The organism is Streptosporangium oxazolinicum (assembly GCF_039537505.1).
GTDB lineage: Bacteria > Actinomycetota > Actinomycetes > Streptosporangiales > Streptosporangiaceae > Streptosporangium > Streptosporangium oxazolinicum.
This window is the reverse complement of record NZ_BAABAQ010000008.1, coordinates 48,471-73,293: the sequence shown is the minus strand read 5'-3', so window position 1 is coordinate 73,293 and position 24,823 is coordinate 48,471. Positions and strand designations below refer to the sequence as shown.

The following is a 24,823-nucleotide window of genomic DNA, read 5'->3' as shown; positions in this document are numbered from 1 at the left end:
GCTATGGGGCGCTATGGGGTAGAGCCGTGAATGGCTCATCGGCAAGAATGCGTTCCGTGAAACGGAACCCCGACCGGTTGTCCGTGCTGGAGAAATCCTGGCTCGTACTCGACGCGTTCCGTCCCACGGGAGGCCCGCTGCGCCTGACCGACGTCGCCGAGCGCTGCCGCCTGCCCAAGACCACCGCCTTCCGGCTGCTCACCGAACTGACCGCGATCGGCGCGGTCACCCGCCGCCCGGACGGCTACTATCTCGGCCGCCGCCTCTTCGAACTGGGGAGCATCGTGCCCCTGGAGCGCGATCTGAGACACGCGGCGCTGCCCTTCATGCACGACCTCTACGAGGCGACCCACGAGACCGTCCATCTCGGCGTGCGCGACGGCCTCGACGTCGTCTACGTCGAGAGGATCCACGGCCGGGAGACCTTCGCCCTGCCCTCGCGCGTCGGCGGACGCCTCCCGCTCACCTGCACCGGGATCGGCAAGGCCCTGCTCGCCTACTCCGGGCCCGACCTGATCGACGAGATCCTCGGCCACCCGCTGCGCCGGTTGACCCCGCACTCGATCGTCGACCCCCGGCGCCTGGAGGAGGTCATCGGCCAGATCCAGGCGGCGGGGCTGGCCTACGAGCGGGAGGAGGCCCAGCTGGGCGGTGCCTGCGTCGCGGCCCCGGTGTTCGGCGACGGCGTGGCCGTGGCCGCGCTGTCCGTCTCGGTGCCGCTGGCCCGTTTCCAGCCCACCCGGCTCGCCCCGGCCGTCAAGGCCGCCGCCCTGGGCGTCTCCCGCGCCCTGGCCAGGACCATCTGACGGGCGAGCCTTACGCTTGCTCGCACATCTGTCCGCGTACGACGGGTATGCGATTCACTGCTCGTTCGTTGTCGTACGTCGGCACTCGCCACGTCAGCGGTCGCCGCGCCAGCAGTCAGCAGTCAGCAGTCAGCAGTCAGCAGTCAGCAGTCAGCAGGAGGATCCCGTGGAAGCTCGCACCGAGACGGTCACCGTCGCCGACGGCTCGTTCGACCTGCACCTGTGGCTGCCCCCGAGCGGCCGGGGCCCGGTCGTCCTGCTGATCCAGGAGATCTACGGGGTCGGGCCGTACATCAGGAGGGTCGCCGAGGACCTGGCCGCGCTCGGGTACGTCGTCGGTGCCCCCGACCTGTTCTGGCGGCTGCGGCCCAACTGGGTGTCCGCTCACGACGAGGCCGGGACGGCCCTGTCGATCGAGATGGGCTCCAGGTTCGACGTCCCCCACGGGGTGGCCGACTCGGCCGTGGCCCTGGCGCACCTGCGCGGGCTGCCCGAGGCGGAGGGCGGGGCCGGGGTGATCGGATTCTGCCTGGGAGGCTCGATCGGCTACCTCCTCGCGGCCACGGTCGAGGTGGACGCGGTCCTGTCGTTCTACGGATCCGCCGTGCCCGACGCCGCGGGCATGATGGAGAAGATCACCTGCCCGCTGCTGCTCGTGTTCGGCGGATCCGACCCCTACATCCCACGGGAACGGGTCTCCGTGGTGGAGAAGGCCGCGGCCGGGCATTCGAACGTCGAGGTGTACGTCGCCGAGGCGGCCGGGCACGCCTTCCACAACCACGAGGCCCCGCGGTTCCACGATCCGGAGGCCGCGCGGGCCGCCTGGGACCGGGCCGTGCACTTCCTCGGACGCAACCTCGCCCCGACCACCCTGCCCTGAGACGCCTCGCTCGCCCGCTCCCGGCCCGCCCTGCCTGAGGCGTCCACTCTTCCCCGGCTCTCGCCCTCCGCACGCGCGGCAGCGCTTCGTGGCGGTCCGTGGCGGTCCGTGGTGGCGAGGCTTCGCCCGGGAGCCCCCGGAGGCCGGGGCGGATGCCCAGGGGTTGCCCCTCCTCCGCTCGCGGCGGTGCGAACGACCCTTGCCTGGAAGTCACCTTCCCGTAACCTCGAAAGCCGCCCGGCGGGGTTCCGCGCACCACATCATTCACCTCATGCACCAGGCGTGGCAGCAGTGGGGGAACGTCGTTCTGGCGGCCTTGGTGGCGGTCCCCGTAGTCGTTCTGGCCGTCCGTCTACTGGCCCTCCGCCGCGCCCGCGCCGGTCACCCCCTCCCCGCGCGCACCGCCCTGGCCGACGTGGTCGCGGTGGCCGGGACCGCGCCCTGGATCTGGATGATCCTCACCCCCGGGGCGGGGATCTCAGGCGTCAGTCTCATCCCTTTCGCGGACCTGTGGGCGACCCTTCACGGGCCGGGACAGGCGGCGTTCGTGCAGGTCGGAGGGAACCTTCTGGTCTTCGCCGCGCTCGGGGCCACGCTCCCCGTCCGTTCGGCGCGGTTCGCCTCACTCCCCCGGATCGCGGCCGTGGCGGCCGGGGCGTCGCTCACCGTGGAAGCCCTCCAGTACGCCCTGCGTCTGGGGCGGGTGAGCTCCGTCGACGACGTGATCGTCAACGCGGCGGGGGCCGTGCTGGCCGCCCTCGTCACGCGCCGATGGTGGGCCACCCGAATACCGGTCGGGACCGTTCCACAGTAACGGACCGGGATAACTCTTGAAGATCGCCACATGGGCACGATCCTCCCAAAAGAAGCACGATACCAACCTCCGTATCTGTGCGATCGTGGACAAGGCGGGGCAAGTTCTCTGGAGACGCCAAACCCGGTTGGTGACAGAGGGTGATCGAACGTGCAGCAGTCCCCGGTACCTCCCGAGCCCCCGATCTATCGGCGCATCGCCGACGGGCTTCGCGAAGCGATCCTGTCCGGCGAGCTCCGAGACGGGGATCGGCTTCCGGGCGAGAACGCCCTGATGGCGAGGCACGGCATAGCCCGTGCCACCGCCAGGCAGGCACTGTCCGTACTAATCAACGAAGGACTGGCCATCCCCAAACGCGGCTCGGGGGTGTATGTCAGGCAGTTCCACCCCATCAGGCGGCACGGCTCCCGGCGGCTCTCCCGCGACCGGTGGGAACGCGGCGAGGCCATCTGGGACTCCGACACCAGGGATCGCCCCTACACCGTGGACGAGGTGGACATCGACCGGGAGACGGCCGACGACGCCGTGGCCCGGGTGCTGGGCAGTCCCGAGGTGTGGGTCCGCAGGCGGCGCTACTCGGTGGACGAGCGGCCGGTGCAGCTGTCGGTCTCCCATTTCCCCGCCGCCCTGGTGGACGGAACCGCGATCACGAGAGAGGACACGGGCCCGGGAGGCGTCTACGCGCGCCTCGGCGAGCTCGGCCACGCCCCGGCGCACTTCACCGAGGAGATCCGGGCCCGCATGCCCCACCCCCACGAGACCGTCCAGCTTGACCTGCCCGCGGGCACCCCGGTCATCGTGATCGCCCGGGTCGCCCGCACCGCCGACGGCGTCGCCGTCGAGGTCAACGAGATGATCCTCGATGCCGCCTCTTACGTACTTCAGTACGACTTCGACTCATAGATCAAGACCATCCGTCAACCGATAGGTTGACCTGTCCCCCGCGATCATTGATTTCTCTAGAGAAGTGCCTCACCGTCAGAGGTGGAACGTCGCAAAGACGGGCCTGGGCGCGGGGAAGGTGCACAGATGTCTTTCGACCGACATCTCGCTGAAATCGCCCGGGAGTTCCCCGACTGGACGATCTGGCGGAGCGACGCGGGCAGGTGGTGGGCGACCCGCCACCACCCGCTGACCTCCGCCCAGCGTGACGTCGGCTGCGCGATGACCATCGACGCGGACGATCCGGAAGGGCTGCGTGAGCAGCTACTCGACCAGCGGGAACGTTCCGGCGGCACGACGCCCGGGACGGACACCTGAAGACCGCCCGGTGCCGGGGTGAGCGGATCCGATGCGGTCCCGGCGCCGGGCCCCCAATCGCGGAAGCCCCCGACCCTATCGGGGGCGGGGGCTTCCGCTTGACCTCCGGCCACCACCGTGACGCGCGACGTCTCCACGGCCGCGCGAACCCGCTTCACGGTCTCCGGGGGCGGGGTCTCCTACTTCCTCCTGGGGGTGGCGTACTTCTCCTCGTCCTCATCGGCCTTTCCCGTGGCCCGGCCGAGGTCGGCGGCGGTGTCGTCGTACACCTCGACACGCACCTCGTCGGAACGGTCGTCGTCCCGGCCGCTCCGCTCGGCCGCGCTCCCGGCGGGGGCGTCGTCGTCCACGATCACCCGTACGGACTCCAGGTCGGACGAGTCGTCGAACCCGGTGTCCCGTACGCCCTCGGGGTCGTCCTCGTCCTCGGCTTCGGCGTGCCGGGCGTGCCCGCTCTGTCCCGACGACGCCTCGGCGCCGTCGGGCGCGGCGGCGTCCGCCGCGCCGGGCGCGCCCTGGACGTCGCCGGGAGCCTCGGCGGAGGCGGGGCCGGAGTCGGAGTCGGAGTCGGAGTCGGAGGGGGCGGGATCGGGAACGGTGGCGAGGGCGGGGGCGGGGGCCGCCAGCGCGGGCTGGACGCGGGCCGGGGGCAGTATGGAGCCCTCGTCGATCAGGGGCCCGGCCGCGCCCTCGCGGTGGAGCAGGTCGCCCAGAACGGCGCCCATCTCGTGCAGGCGGCGCATGACCTCGTGGTGGGTGTCGGTGAGGTAGACGACCCGGCGGCCGGTGGTCTCGTCCAGGGCGGCGGCGCGCTGCTGGGCCGTCGACACGGTGGAGTGCGCGTCGGTGTTGGCGGCCAGGACGGTCGCCTCCGCCTCGGAACGGGCGGCGCTCAGCGTGGAGTCGGCCTCGGCGCGGGCCTCCTGCACCGTCCGCTCCGCCTCGTTCCTCGCCGAGGTGACCATCCGGTCGGCCTCGGTGCGGGCGCCGCGCAGCGTCTCCTCGGACTCGGCACGGGCCGCGTTGAGCGTCTCCTCGGCGTCGTTGCCCGCCTGGGAGAGCATCTGCTCGGCGGCGGAGGTGGCCTCGGCCACCCGGCGCTCGGCCTCCTGCTGCGCGGCGTTCAGGATGCCCTCGGCCCGATCCCGCGCGGAGGTGATCAGCCGCTCGGCCTCGATGGCCGCGTCGTCGCGGAGCTTGATCGCCTCTGCCTCGGCGACCTGCTTCTTGGAGGTGGCCTCCTCCTCGCCCAGTTTCAGGATCTGGCTGAGCCGCTGGCCGAGTTCGTCGTAGTCCTGTGGGGCGTCGGAAAGCCTTCTGCGGGCCTCGGCGAGCTCGATCCGGCCCTGCTCGGCCTGGTCGATCGCGCGCCCGAGACGCTCCTCCAGGTCGCGGATCTGGTGGCGGTGGCGGTCCATGTAGTCGTGAACCTGACGACGGCTGTAGCCGCGCATGACGACCTCGAACGAGTCCTCATGCATCAGGTCGGGAAAGCTCTCGTGCTGGTTTGTCATGGCACTGCCCGTGGAGGTTGTGTGGCGGGAAAGGAGACGTCAGGAGACGACTTTCCTGCTTACTGCCCAAGTCCGCAACCGGAACGCGCCACCTGCTTGGGGAAATACCAGACAGATCGCCCCCTCGTACCATCGTCCTCATGAACGCCACTCCCTACATCGCCGCCCTCGACGGCGACGCCGTCCCTCGGATCCACCCGGACGCCTACATCGCCCCCGGAGCGGTGGTCGTCGGGAGGGTACGGGTGGGCCGTGCCGCGAACGTCTGGTACGGCTCGGTCCTGCGCGGCGACGACGAGGACATCGAGGTCGGGGAGGAGTGCAACATCCAGGACCTGTGCTGCCTGCACTCGGACCCGGGCGAGCCGGCCGTGCTGGAGCCCCGGGTGAGCCTCGGACACAAGGCCATGGTGCACGGGGCCCACGTGGAGACCGGCGCGCTCGTCGGCATCGGCGCGATCGTGCTGGGCGGCGCCAGGATCGGCGCGGGGTCGCTGATCGCGGCGGGTGCCCTGGTCGCGCCGGGGAAGCGGATCCCGGCGGGGGTGCTCGTCGCGGGCGTTCCCGGGAAGATCGTCCGTGAGCTCACGGACGACGACCGCGCCTCGTTCGCCCGTACACCGGCCGGCTATATCGCCAAGGCGGCCCGCCACCGGGCCGCGACCCCCCTCCCACCTGCCTGAGCGACTCGGACCACCTCGGCGACCAAACAGCTGAGCACCTGAAGATCCAAACGTTCCGGACGCCCGGATGGCCCGGCCCCGGGCCACCGCGCATGCTCCCCCGGCGCGGTGGCGGGGAGGGCCTTACGATCGTGCAAGGCCCGATCGGGGGATCGCGGGGCCTGGCACGACCTTGACCGAAGGGAGGCAGGGGCATCCCGCCCGTGGCGCAGGCCAGGGGCCCCGCCCCGGAATGCCGATGACCGGCATGTGGCAGTGGGACGGGTTCGACGCCATCGAGAACGACGTGCGGACCATGGTCGCCGACCACCGCTGGGTGACGCTACCGCCGCTCGCGCGCGCCCAGGCCATCGCGCAGCGCACGCTGGCCACCCCGGACGGCGGACGCTGGCTGTTCGGCGCCCACGCCCGGTGGTACCGCCAGGATCCCGCCGACGGCCGCTGGTACCTGACCGCGCCTCCCGCCGACCGGGACTTCCGCGCCGCGGCGCACGTGGTCCACGTCACCTCGATGATCATGCCGCACCTGGTGCCGACCGGAGCCGACCTCGTCGCCGACCGGGGGTCGATCCAGGGGTTCGTCGGCCCCGACGTGCCGTACAAGATCACCGAGAGGGTCCGCGAGCTGGTGATCGCCCAGCGCGGCAGGCGCAGGGAGGACTTCCCGATCACCGGGCCGTTCGCCGGGCTCTTCGCCGGGGAGGTGGCCAGTCCCGTCGCCGCGATCTGGGGCACGCTCATGTGGTGCGCCTACGCCCCCGCCTTCGACGGCAACGAGGTGCTGCTGTCGATGTTCGGGGAGTTCCTGGCCCGCCCGCTGCCCGGCGACGAGTGGGTCCGCTGGCTGCCGCCCACCTCGCTGGGCGACCTGGTCGCGCTGTACGGCGAGCGGGTCAGGGCCGGGCACCCCGAGGCGGGCCTGCGGCTGGTCGCGCTGATGGCCGACACCGCCGCCGTGGTGCGCGAGGACCCGAGGTTCAGGCCGAAGGCCGACGCCCTGCTGTCCATGGTCGAGCCGTTGCTCCGCCGGAACTGCCAGGATCCCGTCGTGGCCCACCGGGGCGACGACGCCGTACGCGACGCGTGGCTCTCGCGCTGCCCGCCCCACGCGACGCTGCCCGACACCTCGCCCGGCGAGCACTTCCAGCACGCGCTCTACGACCTGGTCCAGGCGTTGGGCTTCCTCGCCCCGATGGGCGCGGACCCCCGGGCGGTGGCCGCCTCGCTGCTCGCCGCCGACCTGTCGGGCGTCGCGCCCAGGGCGGCCGACGGCCTCTATCCGTGGCTGGACCCCGAGCTGCGGCACATCCTCCACGTGGTGCTCACCGACGCCTCGCACCCGCTGCGGGGGTGCTGGCCGCGCTCGGGCGAGCTGCCCTCGGCGCTGCACCCGCCGAACCGCGCCTCGGCGGCGGCCCTGCTCGGCGCCGCCTACGCCACCGGGCTCGCGTGGTGCCGCCTCACCGGAACCGACATCCCGGAGCGCGGGTTCGCGACGGCCTCGGCGGTCGTGCACCGGCTGACGCATGAGCGCGACGACCCCGTCCCGCCGGTATCGGGAACTCATCCCCGTCACTTCTGACACACGCCAGTATGCTTAAACCACAAATTTAGTTATTTCATCCTTACTCTCCCTATATCCTTCTAGGCCCCTACGCATCAGACAATTAGCTGAATTGTGATCTCCTAAACGGGAAATGATCCTCCTTGAGGATGTGCCGGGCGGGGCGAGGAATGGTCCCGATGGGCCATGGGCACCGATGACCGCCCGCCGTAACCTCGAAGTGGGTGTGGGCTGCGGAAGGAAGGACGACGCGGTGGGGCACGACGACCTGGACTCTAGGGTCCACGACCGTGTCGCGTTGGACGAGATCGCGCTCTATGCCGAGGTGCTGTCCGCCGTCGCGATCAGCGAACGGCCCCTCACCTTGGTGGAGCTCGACAACGCGCTCGGATTGAGCGCTTCGGCTGTTTGCTGAAGCCTCGGGAAGAACCGTTTCCAAGACCTGGTCCCGGACCCTCCAACGGGGTCCGGGACGTGGTCGGAAAAAATAGTCATGTGACTAGTCACGAGCGGACGAGACGGGCGATCGCGGCCGACGCCTCCTTGACCTTCTCCTCCGCCTCCGGCCCCCCGGTGTTGATCGCGTCGGCGACGCAGTGCCCGATGTGGTCCTCCAGCAGGCCGAGCGCCACCGCCTGGAGCGCCCGGGTGGCGGCCGAGACCTGGGTCAGCACGTCGATGCAGTAGGCATCCTCTTCGACCATCCGCTGCAGGCCCCTGATCTGCCCCTCGATGCGTCGTAACCGGGTCAGATAAGCCTGCTTGTCACCGCTGTACCCATGCATGTCCCAACGGTACCGGTGTCAGGCACGGCGAGACGTGGCCACGATCAGTTTCTCCCAGCGTTCGGCCACCGAGGACGCGCCGTGACCCGCCGCGACCTCCAGGGCGCCCGCGGCGAGCTCCCGGCGCCGCCGCTCGTCGTCGATGAGCGCGAGCAGCGCGGACGCGTACGCCTCGATCTCGCCGTCCCCCTCGGCGACCAGGACCCCGCTCCGCCCGTCGGCCACGAACTCGCCCGGCCCCCGGGGGCTGTCGAACGCGATCACCGGCACCCCGCTGGCCATCGCCTCGATCACGGTCATCCCGAGCACCTCCGCCCTGGAGGTCGTCGCCACGATCGACGCCTTGGCGAATTCGCCGGTCAGGTCGGAGGTCGTCCCCATGAAGTAGACGTGGTTGTGCAGGTCGAGGTCGCCGACCAGGGCGCGCAGGCGCTTCTCCTCCGTGCCTCCGCCGTACAGGCGCAGCCGCCAGTCGGGACGCTTGCCCGCGACGACGGCGAACGCGCGGATCAGCCGCTCGTGGGCCTTCCCCGGCACCAGGCGCCCGCCCGCGGCGACGATGCGGTTGTCCATCCGCGAGCGCGGCCACGGCCCGGCGGGCAGCGCGTCCGGGATCACGCTGACCGGCACGTTCCCGTCCAGCAGGTGGTCCCACTCCTGCCGGCCCGTCTCGGTGGCGGTGACGACCGCGTCCAGACGCGGGTAGAACTTCCTGATCGGCCCCGGCACCGGCGGCCGGCCCCACTCGCGGGCGATCCGCGTGACGTCGCGCGGCACGTGCCTGGCCGCCTGGACGCCCAGGCCGGGCCGGGTGCTGACGAGCACGTCGGCCCGCAGCGCGCGCAGCCGCCGCCAGAGGGCGACCTCGGTGCGCATCTGGCCCCTCGGCAGCAGGTGTCTGACCCCCGGCAGGGCGTCGACCACCCAGGAGAGCGTCACACCGGACGCCACCGGGAAGAACGGTTTCTCCCGGTGGCGGCGGACGCTGATGATCTCGACCTCGTGACGTTTCGCCAGCTCTCCCGCGAGGTTGACGATCGAGCGGACGTCACCGCGCATGCCGTAGACAGAGGGGGTGAGCAGGCAGATCCTCACCCGCCGACCTCGATCCTGAGCTCGTCGTCCGCCGTGTAGCAGGGCCGGATCGGCACCCCGTCGATCTGCGCCGCGGGATAGTGCAGGCGGCGGCGCTTGCCGTCGACGTCGTCCAGCCGGGAGCCCAGCCGGAGCGGTGTGGCCACGCCGCGCACCTCCAGCGAGGGTTCCCAGGTGCCGGTCTGGTCGGGGGCGGCGGCGAGCACGTCGCACAGCGAGAGCGCCGCGTGGAAGCGCACACCCTGGACCGTTGCAACGGAGGTCAGCTCGGCGTCGGGCCGGCTGCGGCGCAGGGCGAGCCTCGCCTCGTGCCGCTCCTCGTCGTCGTCGAGGCCGGTGAAGGCGAGCAGCCCGGTGACCTCGAAACGCCCCTCCCTGAACCAGACGGAACGGACCTCCGCCGCCGGCCGGGCGTCGTCGACCTTCAGGGCGAGGAAGCCGTTGCGGGTCCGGTAGGCGCGATAGGCCAGCGTGCGGCGGCTCAGCGCGTACGCGTCGAGGTGGTCGAGGGAGAATCCGGGATCGACACTGCGCAGCCGCGTGCGCGCCGTGCCCTGTTGCAGGTAGGTGTCCCAGCGGCCGGGACCGAGTTCGAGCGGCGCGAGCGAGACCGCCAGCTCCGCCTCGCGCGTCCGTACGTCCGGAGTGCCCAGCGGCACCCGGCTCTCGACCGAGGTGGTCCGGTTACGCAGGACCAGTTCGGTGCCGTCGGCGAAAGGCTCGTCGACGGCCAGCCGAAGTGAGAGAACATCGGCCAGGGTAACCTCGGCATCGCTGACGACGACGGGCATCGTCAAGCCCCCTCCCCGTTGAATGAGCTACGCGACGTTGAGGTTACCGTGATTTTCCCGTTATGTGGAGAAAGGTTTTCGGACCTGACGTCCTTTTCCCATTGACTTGACCATATGTCAGAAGGGGAATCGGGAAGATCTCCCTTCTGACGGTGGTCGGCCGGATGTCAGGGCGCCCCGACGGGCCGGCCCTTGATCGACTTGATCAGCAGCTGGGAGACGTCGACGACCTCCAGCGTCTCCTTGGCCTCGCCCGTGTTCTTCTTCTCGTTGATCGAGTCGCCCAGCATGACCAGGCAGAACGGGCACGCCGTGGAGATGGTGTCCGGCTCGGTGGTCAGCGCCTCGTCCACGCGCTCGGTGTTGATGCGCTTGCCGAGCCGCTCCTCCATCCACATCCGCGCGCCGCCGGCGCCGCAGCAGAAGCCTCGGTCCTTGTGGCGGTGCATCTCCTGGGTCCGCACCCCGGGCACCTTGGCCATGATGTCGCGGGGCTGGGAGTAGACCTTGTTGTGGCGGCCGAGGAAGCACGGGTCGTGGTAGGTGATCTTCTCCTCGATCGGCGTGACCGGGACCAGCTTCCCCTCGTCCACGAGCTTGGCCAGCAACTGGGTGTGGTGCACCACCTCGTAGGTGCCGCCGAGCTGGGGATACTCGTTGGCGAGGGTGTTGAAGCAGTGCGGGCAGGTCGCGACGATCTTCTTGACGCCGGCCTCGTTCAGCGTCTCGATGTTCTGCTTGGCCAGCATGTCGAAGAGATACTCCATGCCCAGGCGGCGGGCCGGGTCTCCGGTGCACGCCTCCATCGGGCCGAGCACCGCGAACGTCACCCCCGCGACGTGCAGCAGCTCCGCGACCGCCTTGGTGGTCTTCTTCGCCCGGTCCTCCAGGGCCCCGGCGCAGCCGACCCAGAAGAGGTACTCGGTGTCGGCGGGCATCTTCTCGTCCACGAGCGTGATCTCGATGGGGTCGACCTCGCGCCCCGCCAGCTCCTCGATCCAGTCGGCCCGCTTCATCTCGGACATCCCCCAGGGGTTGCCCTTGTTCTCCAGGTTCTTGACCATGACGCCGGCCTCGGACGGGAAGTTGGACTCCACCATCGCCTGGTAGCGGCGCATGTCGAGGATGTGGTCGATGTGCTCGATGTCGACCGGGCACTGCTCGACGCAGGCGCCGCAGTTGGTGCAGGACCACAGCACGTCGGGGTGGATGACGCCGTCCTCGCCGACCAGCGGCTTGTCCAGCAGGGCCAGCACGTCCTCGTGGAAGCCCGCGCGCTGCTCCTCGGTCGCCGCCAGGTACGGCGCGATCTTGAAGGCGTGGTCACGCTGTTCGAGGATGAGCATCTTCGGCGAGAGCGGCTTGTCGGTGTTCCAGGCCGGGCACTGGTCCTGGCAGCGTCCGCACTCGGTGCAGGTGTAGAAGTCGAGGAAGCCCTTCCAGGTGGTGTCCTCGACCTTGCCCCTGCCGAGCCGGTCGCCGTCGAGCTCCTCGTCCTCGAAGTCGACGACCTTGCCGTCGATCCGCATCGGCTGGGCCGGGCCGTTGCCGTCGGGACGCCGGGAGAACGCCACGTTCAGCGGCGCGGTGAAGATGTGCAGGTGCTTGGAGTTCACCACGATCACCAGGAACACCAGCATGACGCCGATGTGCAGGAGCAGCCCGACGTGTTCGAGCGTCTCGTTGGCCGAGGGGCCCAGCGGGCGCAGCAGGGCGGCGGCCGCGTCGGAGGCGAACGCCCCCGAGGCGTACGGCAGGTTGCCGGTGTTGGCCGCCGCGCCGCGGAAGAGGAACATCGTCCAGATCACGTTGAAGATCATGAAGAGGACGAGCCAGGCACCGCCGAGGTGCGACCCGGAGAAGCGGGATCTGCGGCCCAGCTTCTTCGGCGAGTTCCTGACCCTGATGATCGCGAAGGCGACGAGGCCGAACAGGGCCGCGACCGCGATGAAGTCCTGCAGGAAGCCCAGGATCGCCCACGTCCCGATGAGCGGGATGTGGAAGTCGGGGGTGCCGGTGACGGCCCCCTGGATCAGCGCGCCGTACGCCTCCAGATAGACGGTCGCCAGGATGAAGAACGCCCACATCACGAAGAAGTGCGCGACGCCCGAGGCCGTCCACTTCAACAGCTTCCGCTGCCCGAAAACCTCGACCAGCTGGGCCTTGATCTCCTCACCCAGGTTGGTCCTGGCGTACTCGACGCGCTCGGGCGCGGGAGGCCCGACGGTGGCGAGCCTGTACAGGAACAACACGCGGCGCGCGGCAAGCGCGACCGCGACGGCTGTCATGACCAGCCCGATGATCGCTACCCAGAGCACGGGTCCTCCCACAGACGGCGTTGGCTGCCAGCGTACGACCGCCGGTCATCCACGATGACAAGGGGTCTACACGAATCCTACCGACGAGTAACTTCTCTTCGCACCGGGACCCGCGGCGACCGTGGTCACCCTATGGTCAACATCGCTCCCGGAACAGTGCTCCGCGCGTCTCCGGACGGTGTCGAAGTGACCACCGGGGCCGGTGGGGACGTGGCCGGGATGCGCCGGGATGCCGGGATGACCGACGCATGAGGCGCTATAGCGCGACATAACGCGATATGGCGTTATATGGCTGGCCGGGGAGGCTATCGGGGCGGGTCGATATAGCCCTGGATCGTGGGTGTGAGCAGTTTCACCAGCTCCTCAAGGTCCACCGAGGCCAGCGGCTCCAGCTCCAGGACGTAGCGGACCAGGACCACGCCGAACATCTGCGCGAACGCCGCCTCGATCCGGATCGGCGGGATGTCCAGGGCCTCCGCGACCCGGTTGAGGAGCGCCCGGGTCATGAACTCGCGGATCGTGACGACCATCCGCTCGTTCGTCATCGCGGTGCGGACCAGCGCCAGCACCGGCTGGCGCGCCCCGACCTCCGAGGTGATCGTCAGGATGAGCCGGACCAGCCGCTCACCGGCCTCCTCGCGGGGCCCCGCCGTGATCGCCGCGAGGACGATGTCGGGGGTGATCGGCAGCTCCATCGCCTCGACGAACATCCCCTCCTTGCCGGAGAAGTAGTGGTGGACCAGCGCGGGATCCACCCCCGCCCGCCGGGCGATGCCCCGGATGGTCGCCTTGTCGAACCCCTTCTCCGCGAAGGTCTCACGCGCCGCCGCGAGGATCTGCCCCCGCGTGTCGGCCGATCCCGGCCTGCGCCCCGGACGCCTCCTCGCCTCCGCGGGGGACCCGTTCCCGTTCCCGGACTCCCCGTTCCCCTTCCCGTTCTCGGACGGGGTGCTCACGGCGGGATCGCTCATGCGGGGGTGGAGGCGGCGAGGTGCAGTCGGGCGAAGGCCAGCGCCTCCGTGAGGTCGTCGATCCGCTCGGAGCGGCTGGCCGCCTTGCGCGTGTTGATCTCCAGCACGACCAGCCCGGAGTATCCGTTGCCCGCCATCCGCTCCAGGATCGGCGCGCACGGCTGGCCGCCCCGCCCGGGAACCAGGTGCTCGTCCTTGTTCGGCACCCCCACGCCGTCGGCCAGGTGCAGGTGGGCGAGCCGGTCGCCGAGCTTGGTGAACATCTCCAGGGCGTCGGTCCCGGACACCGCCGTGTGCGACAGGTCCAGCGTGACCTGCGGGAAGTCGTAGTCGACCGGGTTCCAGTCGGGAGAGTAGGGGACGACCTCGTTGCCCCTGGCCTTCAGCGGGAACATGTTCTCCACCGCGAAGACCACGTCGGTCTCCTCACGCATCCTGGCCAGGCCGACCTCGAAGTCGCGCGCGTAGTCGCGCTGCCATCGGAACGGGGGATGCACCACCACCGTCCTGGCGCCGACCCGCTCGGCGGCGCGCTGCGCGCGCTGGAGCTTGGCCCACGGGTCCTTGCCCCACACGCGCTGCGTCACCAGCAGGCACGGCGCGTGAATGGCCAGGATCGGCAGCTGGTAGTGGTCCGACAACCGCTCCAGGACGTCGACGTCCTGGCTCACGGGGTCGGCGCCCACCATGACCTCCACACCGTCGTACCCCAGGCGCGCGGCCAGTTCGAACGCGTCGGGAGTACGTTCGGGATACACCGACGCGGTGGACAGCGCGATCTTCGCGCTGGATACACGGACGCTCATACCGCTTCCTCGTCTCCGGCTCGGAGCGCACACTCGCGAACACCGCCGGGCCGACCGGCCCCCTCGCTCACGTCGCTCACCTTTGCCAGCCTAAGCGGGTACGAAGAGCAGTGCTGTCCGCCACCACCGACACGACCGAGATCACACCATTACGGTGAGGGCATGCCGAGGTTCTTGAGGGGCGCCATCCCCAGCCCCAACATCTGGAACGCCCCCCAGACCTACGAACTGGAGAACCGGGCGGTGGATCCCGAGGGGCGCGCCGAGGCCGCGATGGCGGCGATCCGGTCGTGGACCGGGGCGACGGTCCTCGACATCGGCTGCGGCACCGGCTACCACCTGCCGGCTCTCGCCTCCACAGCCACCCGCGTGATCGGTGTGGAGCCGCACGAGGACCTCGTCCTGCTGGCCAAGCACCGCTGCCGCCGCCTGCGGAACGTCGAGATCCACTCCGCCACCGCCCAGGCCCTCCCGCTGCCCGACGCCTCCGTGGACGTGGCCATCGCCCGCTGGGCGTACTTCTTCGGCCCCGGGTGCGAGCCGGGCCTGGCCGAGCTCTCCCGGGTGATGCGGCGCGGCGGCGCGGCCTTCGTGATCGACATCGACACCACCCGCGGCGCCTTCGGCCGCTGGTTCGGCCAGTCCATCCCCGCGTACTCGGCCAGGTCCGTCGAGAGCTTCTGGAACCGCCAGGGCTGGCAGACGAACAAGCTCGACCTGCGCATGTCCTTCGAGCGCCGCGCCGACCTGGAGGCGGTGCTCCGCATCGAGTTCACCCCCCCGGTCGCCGACCGGGCCATCGCCGAGACCCCCGGCCTGGAGATCGCCTACCCCAACCTGCTGCGCTGGAAGCTGTTCTGAGACCTCCCCGCGGGCACGCCGCACGGCCGGGAACAACGAGACGGGGCTTGACCTTGACGTTGATGTCAAGGTCTATCGTCGTGTCATGGGGAGGGCCGGATGCGGATCGGTGAGCTGGCGCGGCGGGCGGGTGTCAGCACCCGGGCGCTGCGCTACTACGAGCAGCAGGGGCTGATCACGGCCCGGCGCTCGGCAAACGGCTACCGGGAGTACGGGGAGGCGGATCTCAGGCTCGTCTCCGAGATCCGTTCACTGCTCGCCGTCGGCTTCACCCTGGACGACGCCCGTCCGTTCGTGGCCTGCCTGCGGGCCGGTCACGACTCCGGTGGGTCGTGCCCGGACTCCGTGGCCGTCTACCAGCGCAAGCTGGCGGAGATCGACGACGAGATCCGCACGCTTCTCACCCGGAGGGCGGAGGTGGCCGCGCAGCTGACCACGGTCTGCCCAGGATGCGTACTGAGGAAAGCAGGAGAATCATGATCACATTGACCGCGGAGAACTTCGACGAGCAGGTGCTGCGGAGCGACAAGCCCGTCCTGGTCGACTTCTGGGCCGAGTGGTGCGGGCCGTGCAAGATGATCGCGCCGGTCCTGGTGGAGATCGAGGCCGAGTACGGCGACCGCGTCACGATCGCCAAGCTCAACGCCGACGACTACCCCGAGATCACGGCGAGGTACGGCGTCCTCGGCCTGCCGACGCTCAACCTCTACAAGGGCGGCGAGGTCGTTCAGCAGATCAAGGGCGCCAAGCCCAAGCGCCTGCTCCTGGCCGATCTCGAAGGCCACATCTGACGAGGCGCGCGCCGTCCCTCCCCGCGACTTTCAGGTGAAAGTTGTCGGGCCCTGCCGGTAACGTGCGGCCATGGCGAAGAAGGCTGGTGGCTACCGCTGTGCCGAGTGCGGGTGGCAGACGGCCAAGTGGGTGGGGCGCTGCGGCGAGTGCCAGGCCTGGGGCACGGTCGAGGAGGAGACGGCGCCCGCGGGCGCGCGGGTGGCCTCCGCCGGGGCGGTGTCGTCACCGGCGGTGCCGATCGGCCAGGTCAAGGCCGAGGTGGCGCACGCGCGCGGCACCGGGGTGCCCGAGCTCGACCGGGTCCTCGGCGGCGGCCTGGTCCCCGGAGCCGTCGTGCTGCTCGCCGGCGAGCCCGGCATCGGCAAGTCGACCCTCCTGCTGGAGGCCGCGGCCAAGATCGCCCGGCAGCAGACGGTCCTCTACATCACGGGCGAGGAGTCGGCCGCCCAGGTGCGGATCAGGGCCGACCGGATCGGCGCGATCCAGGACCGCCTCTACCTCGCCGCCGAGACCGACCTGGGCGCGCTGGTCTCGCACGTCGAGAAGGTCCAGCCCGACCTGCTCATCGTCGACTCGGTGCAGACGATCGGCTCCACCCTGGCGACGGGCGTGCCCGGCGGGGTGACCCAGGTCAGGGAGGTCGCCGGAAACCTGGTGCGGCTGGCCAAGGAGCGCGGCATGTCCACCGTGCTGGTCGGCCACGTCACCAAGGAGGGCTCGATCGCCGGTCCCCGCACCCTGGAGCACCTGGTCGACGTCGTGCTCCACTTCGAGGGCGACCGGCACTCCCGGCTCCGCCTGGTCCGCGCGATCAAGAACCGGTACGGCCCGGTCGACGAGGTCGGCTGCTTCGATCTCCACGAGAGCGGCATCGAGGGCATCACCGACGCCAGCGGCCTGTTCGTCTCCCACCGCACCGACCCGGTGCCCGGCACGTGCGTCACGGTCACCCTGGAGGGCACCCGGCCGCTGCCGGCCGAGGTCCAGGCCCTGGTCGCCAGGACCGAGGCCCAGCAGCCGCGCCGCTCCTCCTCCGGGCTCGACACCTACCGGGTGACGATGGTCCTGGCCGTGCTGGAGCGGCGGCTCAACGCCAAGCTGGGCGGGTGCGACGTCTTCACCGCCACCGTCGGGGGGATCAAGCTCAGCGATCCCGCGGTCGACCTGTCGGTGATGCTCGCGGTCGCCAGCGCGGCCGGCGACAAGGCGCTGCCCTCCGGCCTGGTGGTGCTCGGCGAGGTGGGCCTGGCGGGAGAGCTGCGCCCGGTGCGCGACGTGCGGCGCCGCCTGTCGGAGGCCGCCCGGCTGGGCTTCACCCGGGCGCTGGTCCCCGCGGGCTCCCTCGACACGGGCAAGAAACGCAACGGCGACCACTCCCTGGTGCCCGTGGCCGGGCGCGGCGCGCCCTTCGCCCCCGGCTTCGACGTCGTCGAGGCGGAGAACGTCTGGGACGCCCTCACCCACGTCACCTGAGACGCCGCCCGCCCCCGCTCCCGTGACCGTCATGGGCCCCGTGGCCGTCACGAGCGCCGTACGGCCACACGGGCGGCCGTCCGCACGGTGCGACCCGTCACGAGCACCGGGCGGGGCGCGGCCGACGGCTCCGGCGGCGTCCGCGCCGGTGCGGCGCGTCACGGGCGCCGTACGGCGCGTGGCATCCACCGATTCCGGACCGCGCGAGGCCTTCGCCGGTAAGCTGAGCGCTATACGCAGACCACGGGGGTCATGTGGCAGCAACCTACAGAGGACTCGACGAACGCCGCAGAGCCGTCCTGGCCGCGGTCGCACCGGGCACCGCTCTGCGCGACGGACTGGAGCGGATTCTCCGCGGGCACACGGGCGGTCTGATCGTTCTGGGATACGACGGCACGGTCGAGGAGATATGCAGCGGCGGCTTCGAGCTCGACGTCGAGTTCTCCGCGACGCGGCTGCGCGAGCTGGCCAAGATGGACGGCGCCATCGTCCTCAACACCGGTGATCTCAGGATCGTGCGCGCGGCCGTGCACCTGATGCCCGATCCGTCCATCCCCACCGACGAGTCCGGCACCCGGCACCGCACCGCCCAGCGCGTCGCCCTGCAGACGTCGCTGCCGGTCATCTCCCTCAGCAAGTCCATGCGGATCATCGCTCTTTACCTCGACGGCATCCGCTACGTGCTGGAGGAGTCGGCGGTCATCCTGTCCAAGTCCAACCAGGCCCTCGCCACGCTGGAGCGCTACAAGCTCCGCCTGGACGAGGTCTCCGGCACGCTCTCGGCGCTGGAGATCGAGGACCTGGTGACGGTCCGTGACATCGCGGTGGTCGCCCAGCGGCTGGAGATGGTCAGGCGCATCTCCGAGGAGATCGCGGGTTACGTGGTCGAGCTCGGCACCGACGGCCGGCTGCTCTCCCTGCAGCTGGACGAGCTCGTGGCCGGCACGGAGAGCGACCGCGAGCTGATCGTGCGCGACTACCTGCCCGCGGCGGGCCGCCGCCCGCGCAAGTTCGCCGAGGCGCTGCACGAGCTCGACCAGCTCTCCTCCGCCGAGCTGCTCGACCTCTCGGTCGTCGCCCAGATCCTCGGCCACTCCGGCAACGACGCCCTGGAGACCCCGGTGAGCCCCCGGGGCTACCGCCTGCTGGCCAAGGTGCCGCGCCTGCCGAACACGGTGGTCGACCGCCTCGTCGACCAGTTCGCCAGCCTGCAGAAGCTCCTGGCGGCCAGCATCGGCGAGCTCCAGGAGGTGGGCGGGGTGGGCGAGGCCAGGGCCCGCCACATCCGCGAGGGCCTGTCCCGGCTGGCGGAGTCGTCCATCCTGGAACGTTACGTCTGAGGCCGTGCCGGGCGGGGACCTCGGGCACCCACGGCGTCCTTGAGCGTCCCTAGGCGTCCCCGGGTATCTCTTGGGCGTCCCTAAGCGTCCTCGGACGTCCCCTGGCCCCCTCGGTGTCCCGCCCGGCGCGGACCCGAGGCTCCGCCGAACGAGACCCCCGACGGCTACCGGAGCCGGGCCCGAGCCCCCTCCGGACGGGAACCCCGGCGGCTAACGGAGCCGTGCCCGAGCTCCCTCCGGACGGGAACCCCCGGCGGCTAACGGAGGTGGAAGACGGCCTTGCGGCTCCGCAGGCCCGGGGCGTGGACCACCGCGACGTAGGTGCCGGGCAGGGCGGCGGCGCGGTCGGCGGTGCAGTCGTCACCGGACCGGCGGCGGTCCCACACCAGCTCCTTGACGTACGGGATGCCGCGATCGAGTTCGCGGATGTTGACGGCCTCGCCGCTGACGCAGTCGGAGGACGACCACACGCGGTCGTCGCCGGAGGTGATGCGCATCTCCATGGCGCGCGGCCCCACGTCGGCGGTGCACATCACCTTGCCGACGTTGACGAGGGTGAGGACGAACCGGGGCCGGATGCCCGGCGGGTAGACCGTCCCCTGACCCTCCATGCTCAGCACGAGCTGCGGGGAGGCACAGGGCTCGCCGGGCCGCCTGGGCCTGGCGGTCGTCTTGGTCGCCGCCGGTGTGGGCGTGGGGCTCGCGGACGTCGAGGGGATGACCGTCACGGTCGGCAGGACGGCCAGCAGCGGGTCCGGCGTCTCCTGCCCGGCGGCCGAGGTGTTCCTCTCCCTGACGTCGTCCGGCCCGCTCGTCGACGAGCAGGCCCACGCCACGACGGCGACCACCACGAGCACACCGACGAGCGCGGCCATCCGGCGCCGCCAGTAGATGTCGACTCCGATGTCGCTACGGAACGTGTCAGGATCCATACGCTCAGTATGGTTAGTCCTGGCGGGCCGCAGGAGGCGACCCGCCGCTTCCGGCCTGTTTCGGCCTCCGCTCATCGGCCGGGGGCGGGCGAAGACGGGCGAAGACCGTCCAGGGCCGTCCGATCCCGCACTATCGTCGAAAGGTGCCCGAGTCGAACCGCCTCCTCGAACCCATCCTCGACTGGTACGCCGGCAACGCCCGCGACCTGCCCTGGCGGGCGCCCGGCGCCTCCCCCTGGTCGATCCTGGTCAGCGAGATCATGCTGCAGCAGACCCCGGTCGTCAGGGTGCTGCCCGTCTGGACCGAGTGGATGGAGCGCTGGCCCACGCCCGCCTCCCTCGCTCGCGAGTCCCCCGGCGAGGCCGTACGCCACTGGGGCCGCCTCGGCTACCCCCGCCGGGCACTGAACCTGCACGCGTGCGCCCGCGCGATCACCGAACGGCACGGCGGAGAGGTCCCCACCGGCCACGACGCCCTCCTCGCGCTTCCCGGCGTCGGCGAGTACACCGCCGCCGCGGTCGCCAGCTTCGCCTTCAAGGGCCGCCACGCCGTTCTCGACACCAACGTGCGGCGGGTCCTGGCACGGGCCGTCAGCGGCCAGGAGTATCCGCCGAAGGCCACCACGCCCCCCGAGCGCAGGCTCGCCGCCTCGCTGCTCCCCGACGCCGACCGCGCGCCCGTCTGGGCGGTCGCCGTCATGGAGCTGGGCGCCCTGGTCTGCACCGCTCGCGCCGCCCGCTGCGCCGACTGCCCGATCAGTGACCTGTGCGCCTGGCGACTGGCGGGCAAGCCGGCCCACGACGGTCCGGCGCGCAGGGGCCAGACGTACGCGGGGACGGACCGCCAGTGCCGCGGCCGCCTCCTCGCGGTGCTGCGCCAGGCCCACGGCGCCGTGCCCAAGGACGCTCTCGACGTGGTCTGGGACGACGCCCCGCAACGTGAGCGCGCCCTCGACGGGCTGGTGACGGACGGGCTGGCCGAGGTGCTCGACGACGGCACCTACCGCCTCCCCGGCTGAAACGGCGCGGGCCGCCCCCGTGGCCGGGCCGGGGGGTGTCGAGCGCGGAGAGGGTCAGGCGGCGAGGCGCAGCCCGAGGGCGGTGAGGCTGGTGCGGGCCCAGTCGAGCTCCTCGGCGATCATGCTGACCAGGGCGCCGGGGCCCCTCGCCCTCAGCGGCACGGCCAGATCGTGGGTCTCCACCTCGATGTGGGCGGTGCCGTTCACCGCGCCGGAGAGCATCGCGGTGAGGGTGTCCTCCAGGACCGGCCGGGTGCTGGGCAGCTCCTGGCAGGCGGCGGCCATGTGGTTGTGTACGTGGCCGAGCTTCACCACCGGGGCTCCGGCGTCCGCCAGGCCACGCAGGGCGGCTCCGGGCTCCTCAGAGCCGCCCGCGAGGTAACAGGCGTCCAGGCAGATGCCGAGGTGCTCGGAGTCGATGCCGCCGACCCGGTCGAGGGCCTGCTTGGTGGTCTCCAGCACGCATCCGGGCCACGGCTCGAAACCGACCCTGATCGTCTTGCCGGTGACGCTGTGCAGCCCGCGCAGCTCGCGGGCGAGGCGCTCCAGCCGTCGCGAGGCGATCGAGTGCAGGTCGGCAGGCCAGTCGCGGCGCCAGCCGATGGGGATGGTGGAGATGCTCCCGAAGCGGACATCCTGCGGGAGCAGGAAGGCCAGGATCTTGGCCAGGGCCATCGTGTAGCGGTAGCGCTCGGGCTTGGCCCAGTCGGGACCCGGGACCTCCTGGTTCCTGCCGCCGGTGCCGTTGAGGCTGACGACCTCCAGGCCGCGCTCCTCCAGGGAGCGGCGCAGGCGCACCAGCTCGATCCTGTCGGCGGTGAGATGGTCGGCGACGCTCGGGGAGAGCCAGAGGCCGACCCCCATGCGGTCCACCCCGAGGCGCTTGCGCACCGGCACCGCGTACCGCGTCAGGTGCGCGATGAGGTTCTCCAGATCCTCCGCGGGGTGCACGCCCGCGTTGTAGGCCAGGTGAACGAGCGTCCCGTCCTCGTGCCGCAAACGCATGACGTGCCTCCAAGGCGTACTTCCGTGTAAGCGTCCCCGATGGCCCCGCGCCGGTCGTCGACGGCGGCGTGAGCCGGAGCTCTCCCTGCCGGGAGCTCGACCCGGTCGTCTGAAGCATCCCGCGCGGCCACCGAACTCCGCGTCACTCCCGGAGCTGATTCATCGGTACGTCGCTGGGCTGACCTCGACACCGCTCTCATCGCAGCCGGTACTACTTTGAGATCATCTGGATGAGATTCACCGAACTCGCTCTACAGAGTGTAGTACTACCTGTCGTGGCGAGATACCGTCTTTGGTAACAAATAAGCAGACCCCGCCGTGAGTCTCCTCACGGCGGGGTCTGCTCCGCCTGATCGGGCCGTGCCCGGCCGGTGCTAGTTCTGGATCGGCTCCGCGATGGCGGCGGCCGAGTCGGGAACCTGGTCGGCCGGCGCGTTCTCACCGATGAAGGTGAACTTCGCGTTCTCCCCCTCGCCCTCGATCCCGATCTTCACGATCTGGCCGGGACGAAGCTCGCCGTACAGGATCTTCTCGGACAGGGTGTCCTCCAGCTCGCGCTGGATCGTACGACGAAGCGGGCGGGCGCCCATCACCGGGTCGTAGCCACGGTCGGCCAGTAGCTGCTTGGCCTCCTGCGTGAGCTCCATCCCCATGTCGCGGTCCTTCAGACGCAGGCTCACCTGGGCCAGCATCAGGTCGACGATGCGGATGATCTCCTTCGGCGTGAGCTGGTGGAAGACCACGATGTCGTCGACACGGTTGAGGAACTCCGGCCGGAAGTGCTGCTTGAGCTCCTCCTGGACCTTGGACTTCATCCGGTCGTAGTTGGACTCGGCGTCGTTGTTCTTCGCGAAGCCGACCCCCTGACCCTTGGAGATGTCGCGGGTGCCGAGGTTCGTCGTCATGATGATGACGGTGTTCTTGAAGTCGACCACCCGGCCCTGGGCGTCGGTCAGGCGACCGTCCTCCAGGATCTGCAGCAGCGAGTTGAAGATGTCGGGGTGGGCCTTCTCGATCTCGTCGAACAGGACGACCGAGAACGGCTTGCGCCGCACCTTCTCCGTCAGCTGGCCGCCCTCCTCGTATCCGACATAGCCGGGAGGCGAGCCGAACAGGCGGGAGACGGTGTGCTTCTCCATGAACTCCGACATGTCCAGCATGATCAGCGCGTCCTCGTCCCCGAACAGGAACTCGGCCAGCGCCTTGGACAGCTCGGTCTTACCGACACCGGACGGGCCGGCGAAGATGAACGAGCCACCCGGACGGCGCGGGTCCTTCAGACCGGCGCGCGTACGGCGGATCGAGCGGGACAGACCCTTGATGGCGTCGTCCTGACCGATGATCCGCTTGTGCAGCTCGTCCTCCATGCGGAGCAGTCGCTGGGACTCCTCCTCGGTGAGCTTGAAGACCGGGATGCCGGTGGCGGTCGCCAGGACCTCCGCGATGAGCTCCTCGGTGACCTCGGCGACGACGTCCATGTCGCCGGCCTTCCACTCCTTCTCGCGGCGCTCACGCTTGAGCTGGAGCTGCTTCTCCTGGTCACGCAGCGCGGCGGCCTTCTCGAAGTCCTGCGCGTCGATCGCGGACTCCTTGTCGCGCCGCACGTTGGCGATCTTCTCGTCGTACTCGCGGAGGTCCGGCGGCGCGGTCATGCGGCGGATGCGCATGCGCGAGCCGGCCTCGTCGATGAGGTCGATCGCCTTGTCCGGCAGGAACCGGTCGCTGATGTAGCGGTCGGCCAGCTGCGCGGCGGCCACCAGGGCGCCGTCCGTGATGGAGACGCGGTGGTGGGCCTCGTAACGGTCGCGCAGGCCCTTGAGGATCTCGATCGTGTGGCTGAGGCTGGGCTCGGCCACCTGGATCGGCTGGAAGCGCCGCTCGAGCGCCGCGTCCTTCTCCAGGTGCTTGCGGTACTCGTCGAGGGTGGTGGCCCCGATGGTCTGCAGCTCGCCTCGGGCCAGCATCGGCTTGAGGATGCTGGCGGCGTCGATCGCGCCCTCGGCGGCACCCGCGCCGACGAGCGTGTGGAGCTCGTCGATGAACAGGATGATGTCGCCTCGGGTGCGGATCTCCTTGAGGACCTTCTTCAGCCGCTCCTCGAAGTCACCTCGGTAGCGGGAACCCGCCACCAGGGCGCCCAGGTCGAGGGTGTAGAGCTGCTTGTCCTTGAGCGTCTCCGGCACCTCGCCCTTGACGATCTTCTGGGACAGGCCCTCCACGACGGCGGTCTTGCCGACGCCGGGCTCGCCCACCAGGACCGGGTTGTTCTTGGTCCTGCGGGACAGGACCTGCATGACCCGCTCGATCTCCTTCTCCCGGCCGATGACCGGGTCGAGCTTGCCCTCGCGAGCGGCCTGGGTCAGGTTGCGGCCGAACTGGTCCAGCACAAGGGAGGTCGACGGCGCGGCCTCGGTCGGACCGCCCGCGGCGGCCGGCTCCTTGCCCTGGTAACCGTGGAGCAACTGGATGACCTGCTGCCGGACCCGGTTGAGATCGGCTCCCAGCTTCACCAGCACCTGGGCGGCGACGCCCTCGCCCTCACGGATGAGGCCGAGCAGGATGTGCTCGGTGCCGATGTAGTTGTGTCCCAGTTGCAGAGCTTCGCGGAGCGACAGCTCAAGGACCTTCTTCGCACGCGGGGTGAACGGAATGTGCCCCGACGGCGCAGACTGCCCCTGGCCGATGATCTCCTCGACCTGCTGACGCACACCTTCAAGACTGATGCCGAGGCTCTCCAGAGCCTTGGCGGCAACGCCTTCACCTTCATGGATCAAGCCAAGAAGAATGTGCTCCGTACCGATGTAGTTGTGGTTGAGCATCCGGGCCTCTTCTTGGGCCAGGACGACAACCCGCCGTGCGCGGTCGGTGAACCTCTCGAACATCTCGTCGCTCCTCACAGAGCGGTCAGGCAGGTCCGGGATATCCGAGCCCTGTCATCCCGCATGGTAGCCCCGACCCGGCGACCGCTCTATGCAGAAGACGTTCCCCGAGAGCAGGGCGTTCACCCTCCATCCAACTACTTACGAGGGGCGGGATGTTCCCGCTACGCCGCAAGCGAACGACGTTTGTCTTCCAGTCAAACGCATCATGCGGTCATGGCCGCCACCGGACCCC

The 24,823-nt window shown here is 70.4% G+C and carries 23 protein-coding genes; 13 read left to right on the top strand and 10 right to left on the bottom strand.

All coding sequences use genetic code 11. The annotated features are described in order from the left end of the window. Positions 1 to 47: 47 nt before the first annotated feature. The 5 genes from ABD817_RS21690 to ABD817_RS21670 all read left to right on the top strand — a co-directional run bounded on the left by ABD817_RS21690 (position 48) and on the right by ABD817_RS21670 (position 3,760). Complete coding sequence (locus ABD817_RS21690) at positions 48 to 806, top strand: IclR family transcriptional regulator (RefSeq protein WP_344919892.1); 759 nt, start codon at positions 48 to 50, stop codon at positions 804 to 806. Positions 807 to 972: 166 nt separating this feature from the next. After that, positions 973 to 1,686: a dienelactone hydrolase family protein gene (locus tag ABD817_RS21685; RefSeq protein ID WP_344919891.1), complete on the top strand. Its 714-nt coding sequence runs from the start codon at positions 973 to 975 to the stop codon at positions 1,684 to 1,686. A 271-nt stretch (positions 1,687 to 1,957) separates the two neighbouring features. Further along, positions 1,958 to 2,500, top strand: coding sequence for a VanZ family protein (locus ABD817_RS21680; protein ID WP_344919890.1), 543 nt, complete (start codon positions 1,958 to 1,960; stop codon positions 2,498 to 2,500). 150 nt (positions 2,501 to 2,650) lie between these two features. Next, positions 2,651 to 3,403: a GntR family transcriptional regulator gene (locus tag ABD817_RS21675; protein WP_344919889.1), complete on the top strand. Its 753-nt coding sequence runs from the start codon at positions 2,651 to 2,653 to the stop codon at positions 3,401 to 3,403. 126 nt (positions 3,404 to 3,529) lie between these two features. Continuing rightward, entirely contained in the window at positions 3,530 to 3,760 is a 231-nt protein-coding gene (locus tag ABD817_RS21670; protein ID WP_344919888.1) for a hypothetical protein, read from the top strand. 179 nt (positions 3,761 to 3,939) lie between these two features. Here ABD817_RS21670 and ABD817_RS21665 read toward each other — a convergent pair whose 3' ends face one another. Further along, a complete protein-coding gene (locus ABD817_RS21665; protein ID WP_344919887.1) occupies positions 3,940 to 5,274 on the bottom strand; it encodes a DivIVA domain-containing protein in 1,335 nt (444 codons plus the stop codon). Between the two features lie 140 nt (positions 5,275 to 5,414). Between ABD817_RS21665 and ABD817_RS21660 the strand changes: the two genes are divergently transcribed. After that, on the top strand, positions 5,415 to 5,957 hold the full coding sequence (locus ABD817_RS21660) for a gamma carbonic anhydrase family protein (RefSeq protein ID WP_344919886.1): 543 nt from the start codon (positions 5,415 to 5,417) through the stop codon (positions 5,955 to 5,957). A gap of 238 nt (positions 5,958 to 6,195) precedes the next feature. Beyond that, entirely contained in the window at positions 6,196 to 7,539 is a 1,344-nt protein-coding gene (locus ABD817_RS21655; RefSeq protein ID WP_344919885.1) for a hypothetical protein, read from the top strand. A gap of 485 nt (positions 7,540 to 8,024) precedes the next feature. Here ABD817_RS21655 and ABD817_RS21650 read toward each other — a convergent pair whose 3' ends face one another. From ABD817_RS21650 to ABD817_RS21625, 6 genes are all read right to left on the bottom strand, one after another. Then, complete coding sequence (locus ABD817_RS21650; protein ID WP_089210077.1) at positions 8,025 to 8,306, bottom strand: metal-sensitive transcriptional regulator; 282 nt, start codon at positions 8,304 to 8,306, stop codon at positions 8,025 to 8,027. An 18-nt stretch (positions 8,307 to 8,324) separates the two neighbouring features. Beyond that, positions 8,325 to 9,401, bottom strand: coding sequence for a glycosyltransferase (locus tag ABD817_RS21645; RefSeq protein WP_344919884.1), 1,077 nt, complete (start codon positions 9,399 to 9,401; stop codon positions 8,325 to 8,327). Next, the gene (locus tag ABD817_RS21640; protein ID WP_344920159.1) at positions 9,398 to 10,192 is read right to left on the bottom strand and encodes a hypothetical protein; all 795 of its coding nucleotides are present in this window, start codon (positions 10,190 to 10,192) and stop codon (positions 9,398 to 9,400) included. Before ABD817_RS21640 ends, ABD817_RS21645 begins: the two co-directional genes overlap by 4 nt. A 167-nt stretch (positions 10,193 to 10,359) precedes the next feature. Then, complete coding sequence (locus tag ABD817_RS21635) at positions 10,360 to 12,510, bottom strand: heterodisulfide reductase-related iron-sulfur binding cluster (RefSeq protein WP_344919883.1); 2,151 nt, start codon at positions 12,508 to 12,510, stop codon at positions 10,360 to 10,362. Between the two features lie 305 nt (positions 12,511 to 12,815). Further along, a complete protein-coding gene (locus ABD817_RS21630) occupies positions 12,816 to 13,481 on the bottom strand; it encodes a TetR/AcrR family transcriptional regulator (protein WP_344919882.1) in 666 nt (221 codons plus the stop codon). After that, positions 13,478 to 14,287, bottom strand: a complete 810-nt coding sequence (locus tag ABD817_RS21625; RefSeq protein ID WP_344919881.1) for a sugar phosphate isomerase/epimerase family protein — start codon at positions 14,285 to 14,287, stop codon at positions 13,478 to 13,480. The genes ABD817_RS21630 and ABD817_RS21625 overlap by 4 nt, the downstream gene beginning before the upstream one ends. 162 nt (positions 14,288 to 14,449) lie before the next feature. On the opposite strand from ABD817_RS21625, the gene ABD817_RS21620 reads away from it, so the two are divergent. The 5 genes from ABD817_RS21620 to disA all read left to right on the top strand — a co-directional run bounded on the left by ABD817_RS21620 (position 14,450) and on the right by disA (position 18,753). Further along, a complete protein-coding gene (locus tag ABD817_RS21620; protein WP_344919880.1) occupies positions 14,450 to 15,148 on the top strand; it encodes a class I SAM-dependent methyltransferase in 699 nt (232 codons plus the stop codon). Positions 15,149 to 15,247: 99 nt separating this feature from the next. Further along, complete coding sequence (locus ABD817_RS21615; protein ID WP_344919879.1) at positions 15,248 to 15,628, top strand: MerR family transcriptional regulator; 381 nt, start codon at positions 15,248 to 15,250, stop codon at positions 15,626 to 15,628. Continuing rightward, a complete protein-coding gene (trxA, locus tag ABD817_RS21610) occupies positions 15,625 to 15,939 on the top strand; it encodes a thioredoxin (RefSeq protein ID WP_344919878.1) in 315 nt (104 codons plus the stop codon). The genes ABD817_RS21615 and trxA overlap by 4 nt, the downstream gene beginning before the upstream one ends. Before the next feature lie 70 nt (positions 15,940 to 16,009). Then, positions 16,010 to 17,413 carry a DNA repair protein RadA gene (radA, locus tag ABD817_RS21605; RefSeq protein ID WP_344919877.1) on the top strand — a complete coding sequence of 468 codons (1,404 nt, stop codon included), beginning with the start codon at positions 16,010 to 16,012 and terminating at the stop codon, positions 17,411 to 17,413. A 254-nt stretch (positions 17,414 to 17,667) separates the two neighbouring features. Beyond that, entirely contained in the window at positions 17,668 to 18,753 is a 1,086-nt protein-coding gene (disA, locus tag ABD817_RS21600; protein WP_344919876.1) for a DNA integrity scanning diadenylate cyclase DisA, read from the top strand. 257 nt (positions 18,754 to 19,010) lie between these two features. Here the strand turns inward: disA and ABD817_RS21595 are convergent, their stop codons facing one another. Beyond that, positions 19,011 to 19,685 (bottom strand): hypothetical protein, encoded by a 675-nt coding sequence (locus ABD817_RS21595; RefSeq protein WP_344919875.1) that lies wholly within the window; start codon positions 19,683 to 19,685, stop codon positions 19,011 to 19,013. Positions 19,686 to 19,828: 143 nt separating this feature from the next. Between ABD817_RS21595 and ABD817_RS21590 the strand changes: the two genes are divergently transcribed. Further along, positions 19,829 to 20,704 (top strand): HhH-GPD family protein, encoded by an 876-nt coding sequence (locus ABD817_RS21590; protein WP_344919873.1) that lies wholly within the window; start codon positions 19,829 to 19,831, stop codon positions 20,702 to 20,704. Between the two features lie 54 nt (positions 20,705 to 20,758). Here the strand turns inward: ABD817_RS21590 and ABD817_RS21585 are convergent, their stop codons facing one another. After that, a complete protein-coding gene (locus ABD817_RS21585; RefSeq protein WP_344919872.1) occupies positions 20,759 to 21,709 on the bottom strand; it encodes a TIM barrel protein in 951 nt (316 codons plus the stop codon). 374 nt (positions 21,710 to 22,083) lie between these two features. Next, positions 22,084 to 24,591 (bottom strand): ATP-dependent Clp protease ATP-binding subunit, encoded by a 2,508-nt coding sequence (locus ABD817_RS21580; RefSeq protein WP_344919870.1) that lies wholly within the window; start codon positions 24,589 to 24,591, stop codon positions 22,084 to 22,086. Between the last annotated feature and the right edge of the window lie 232 nt (positions 24,592 to 24,823).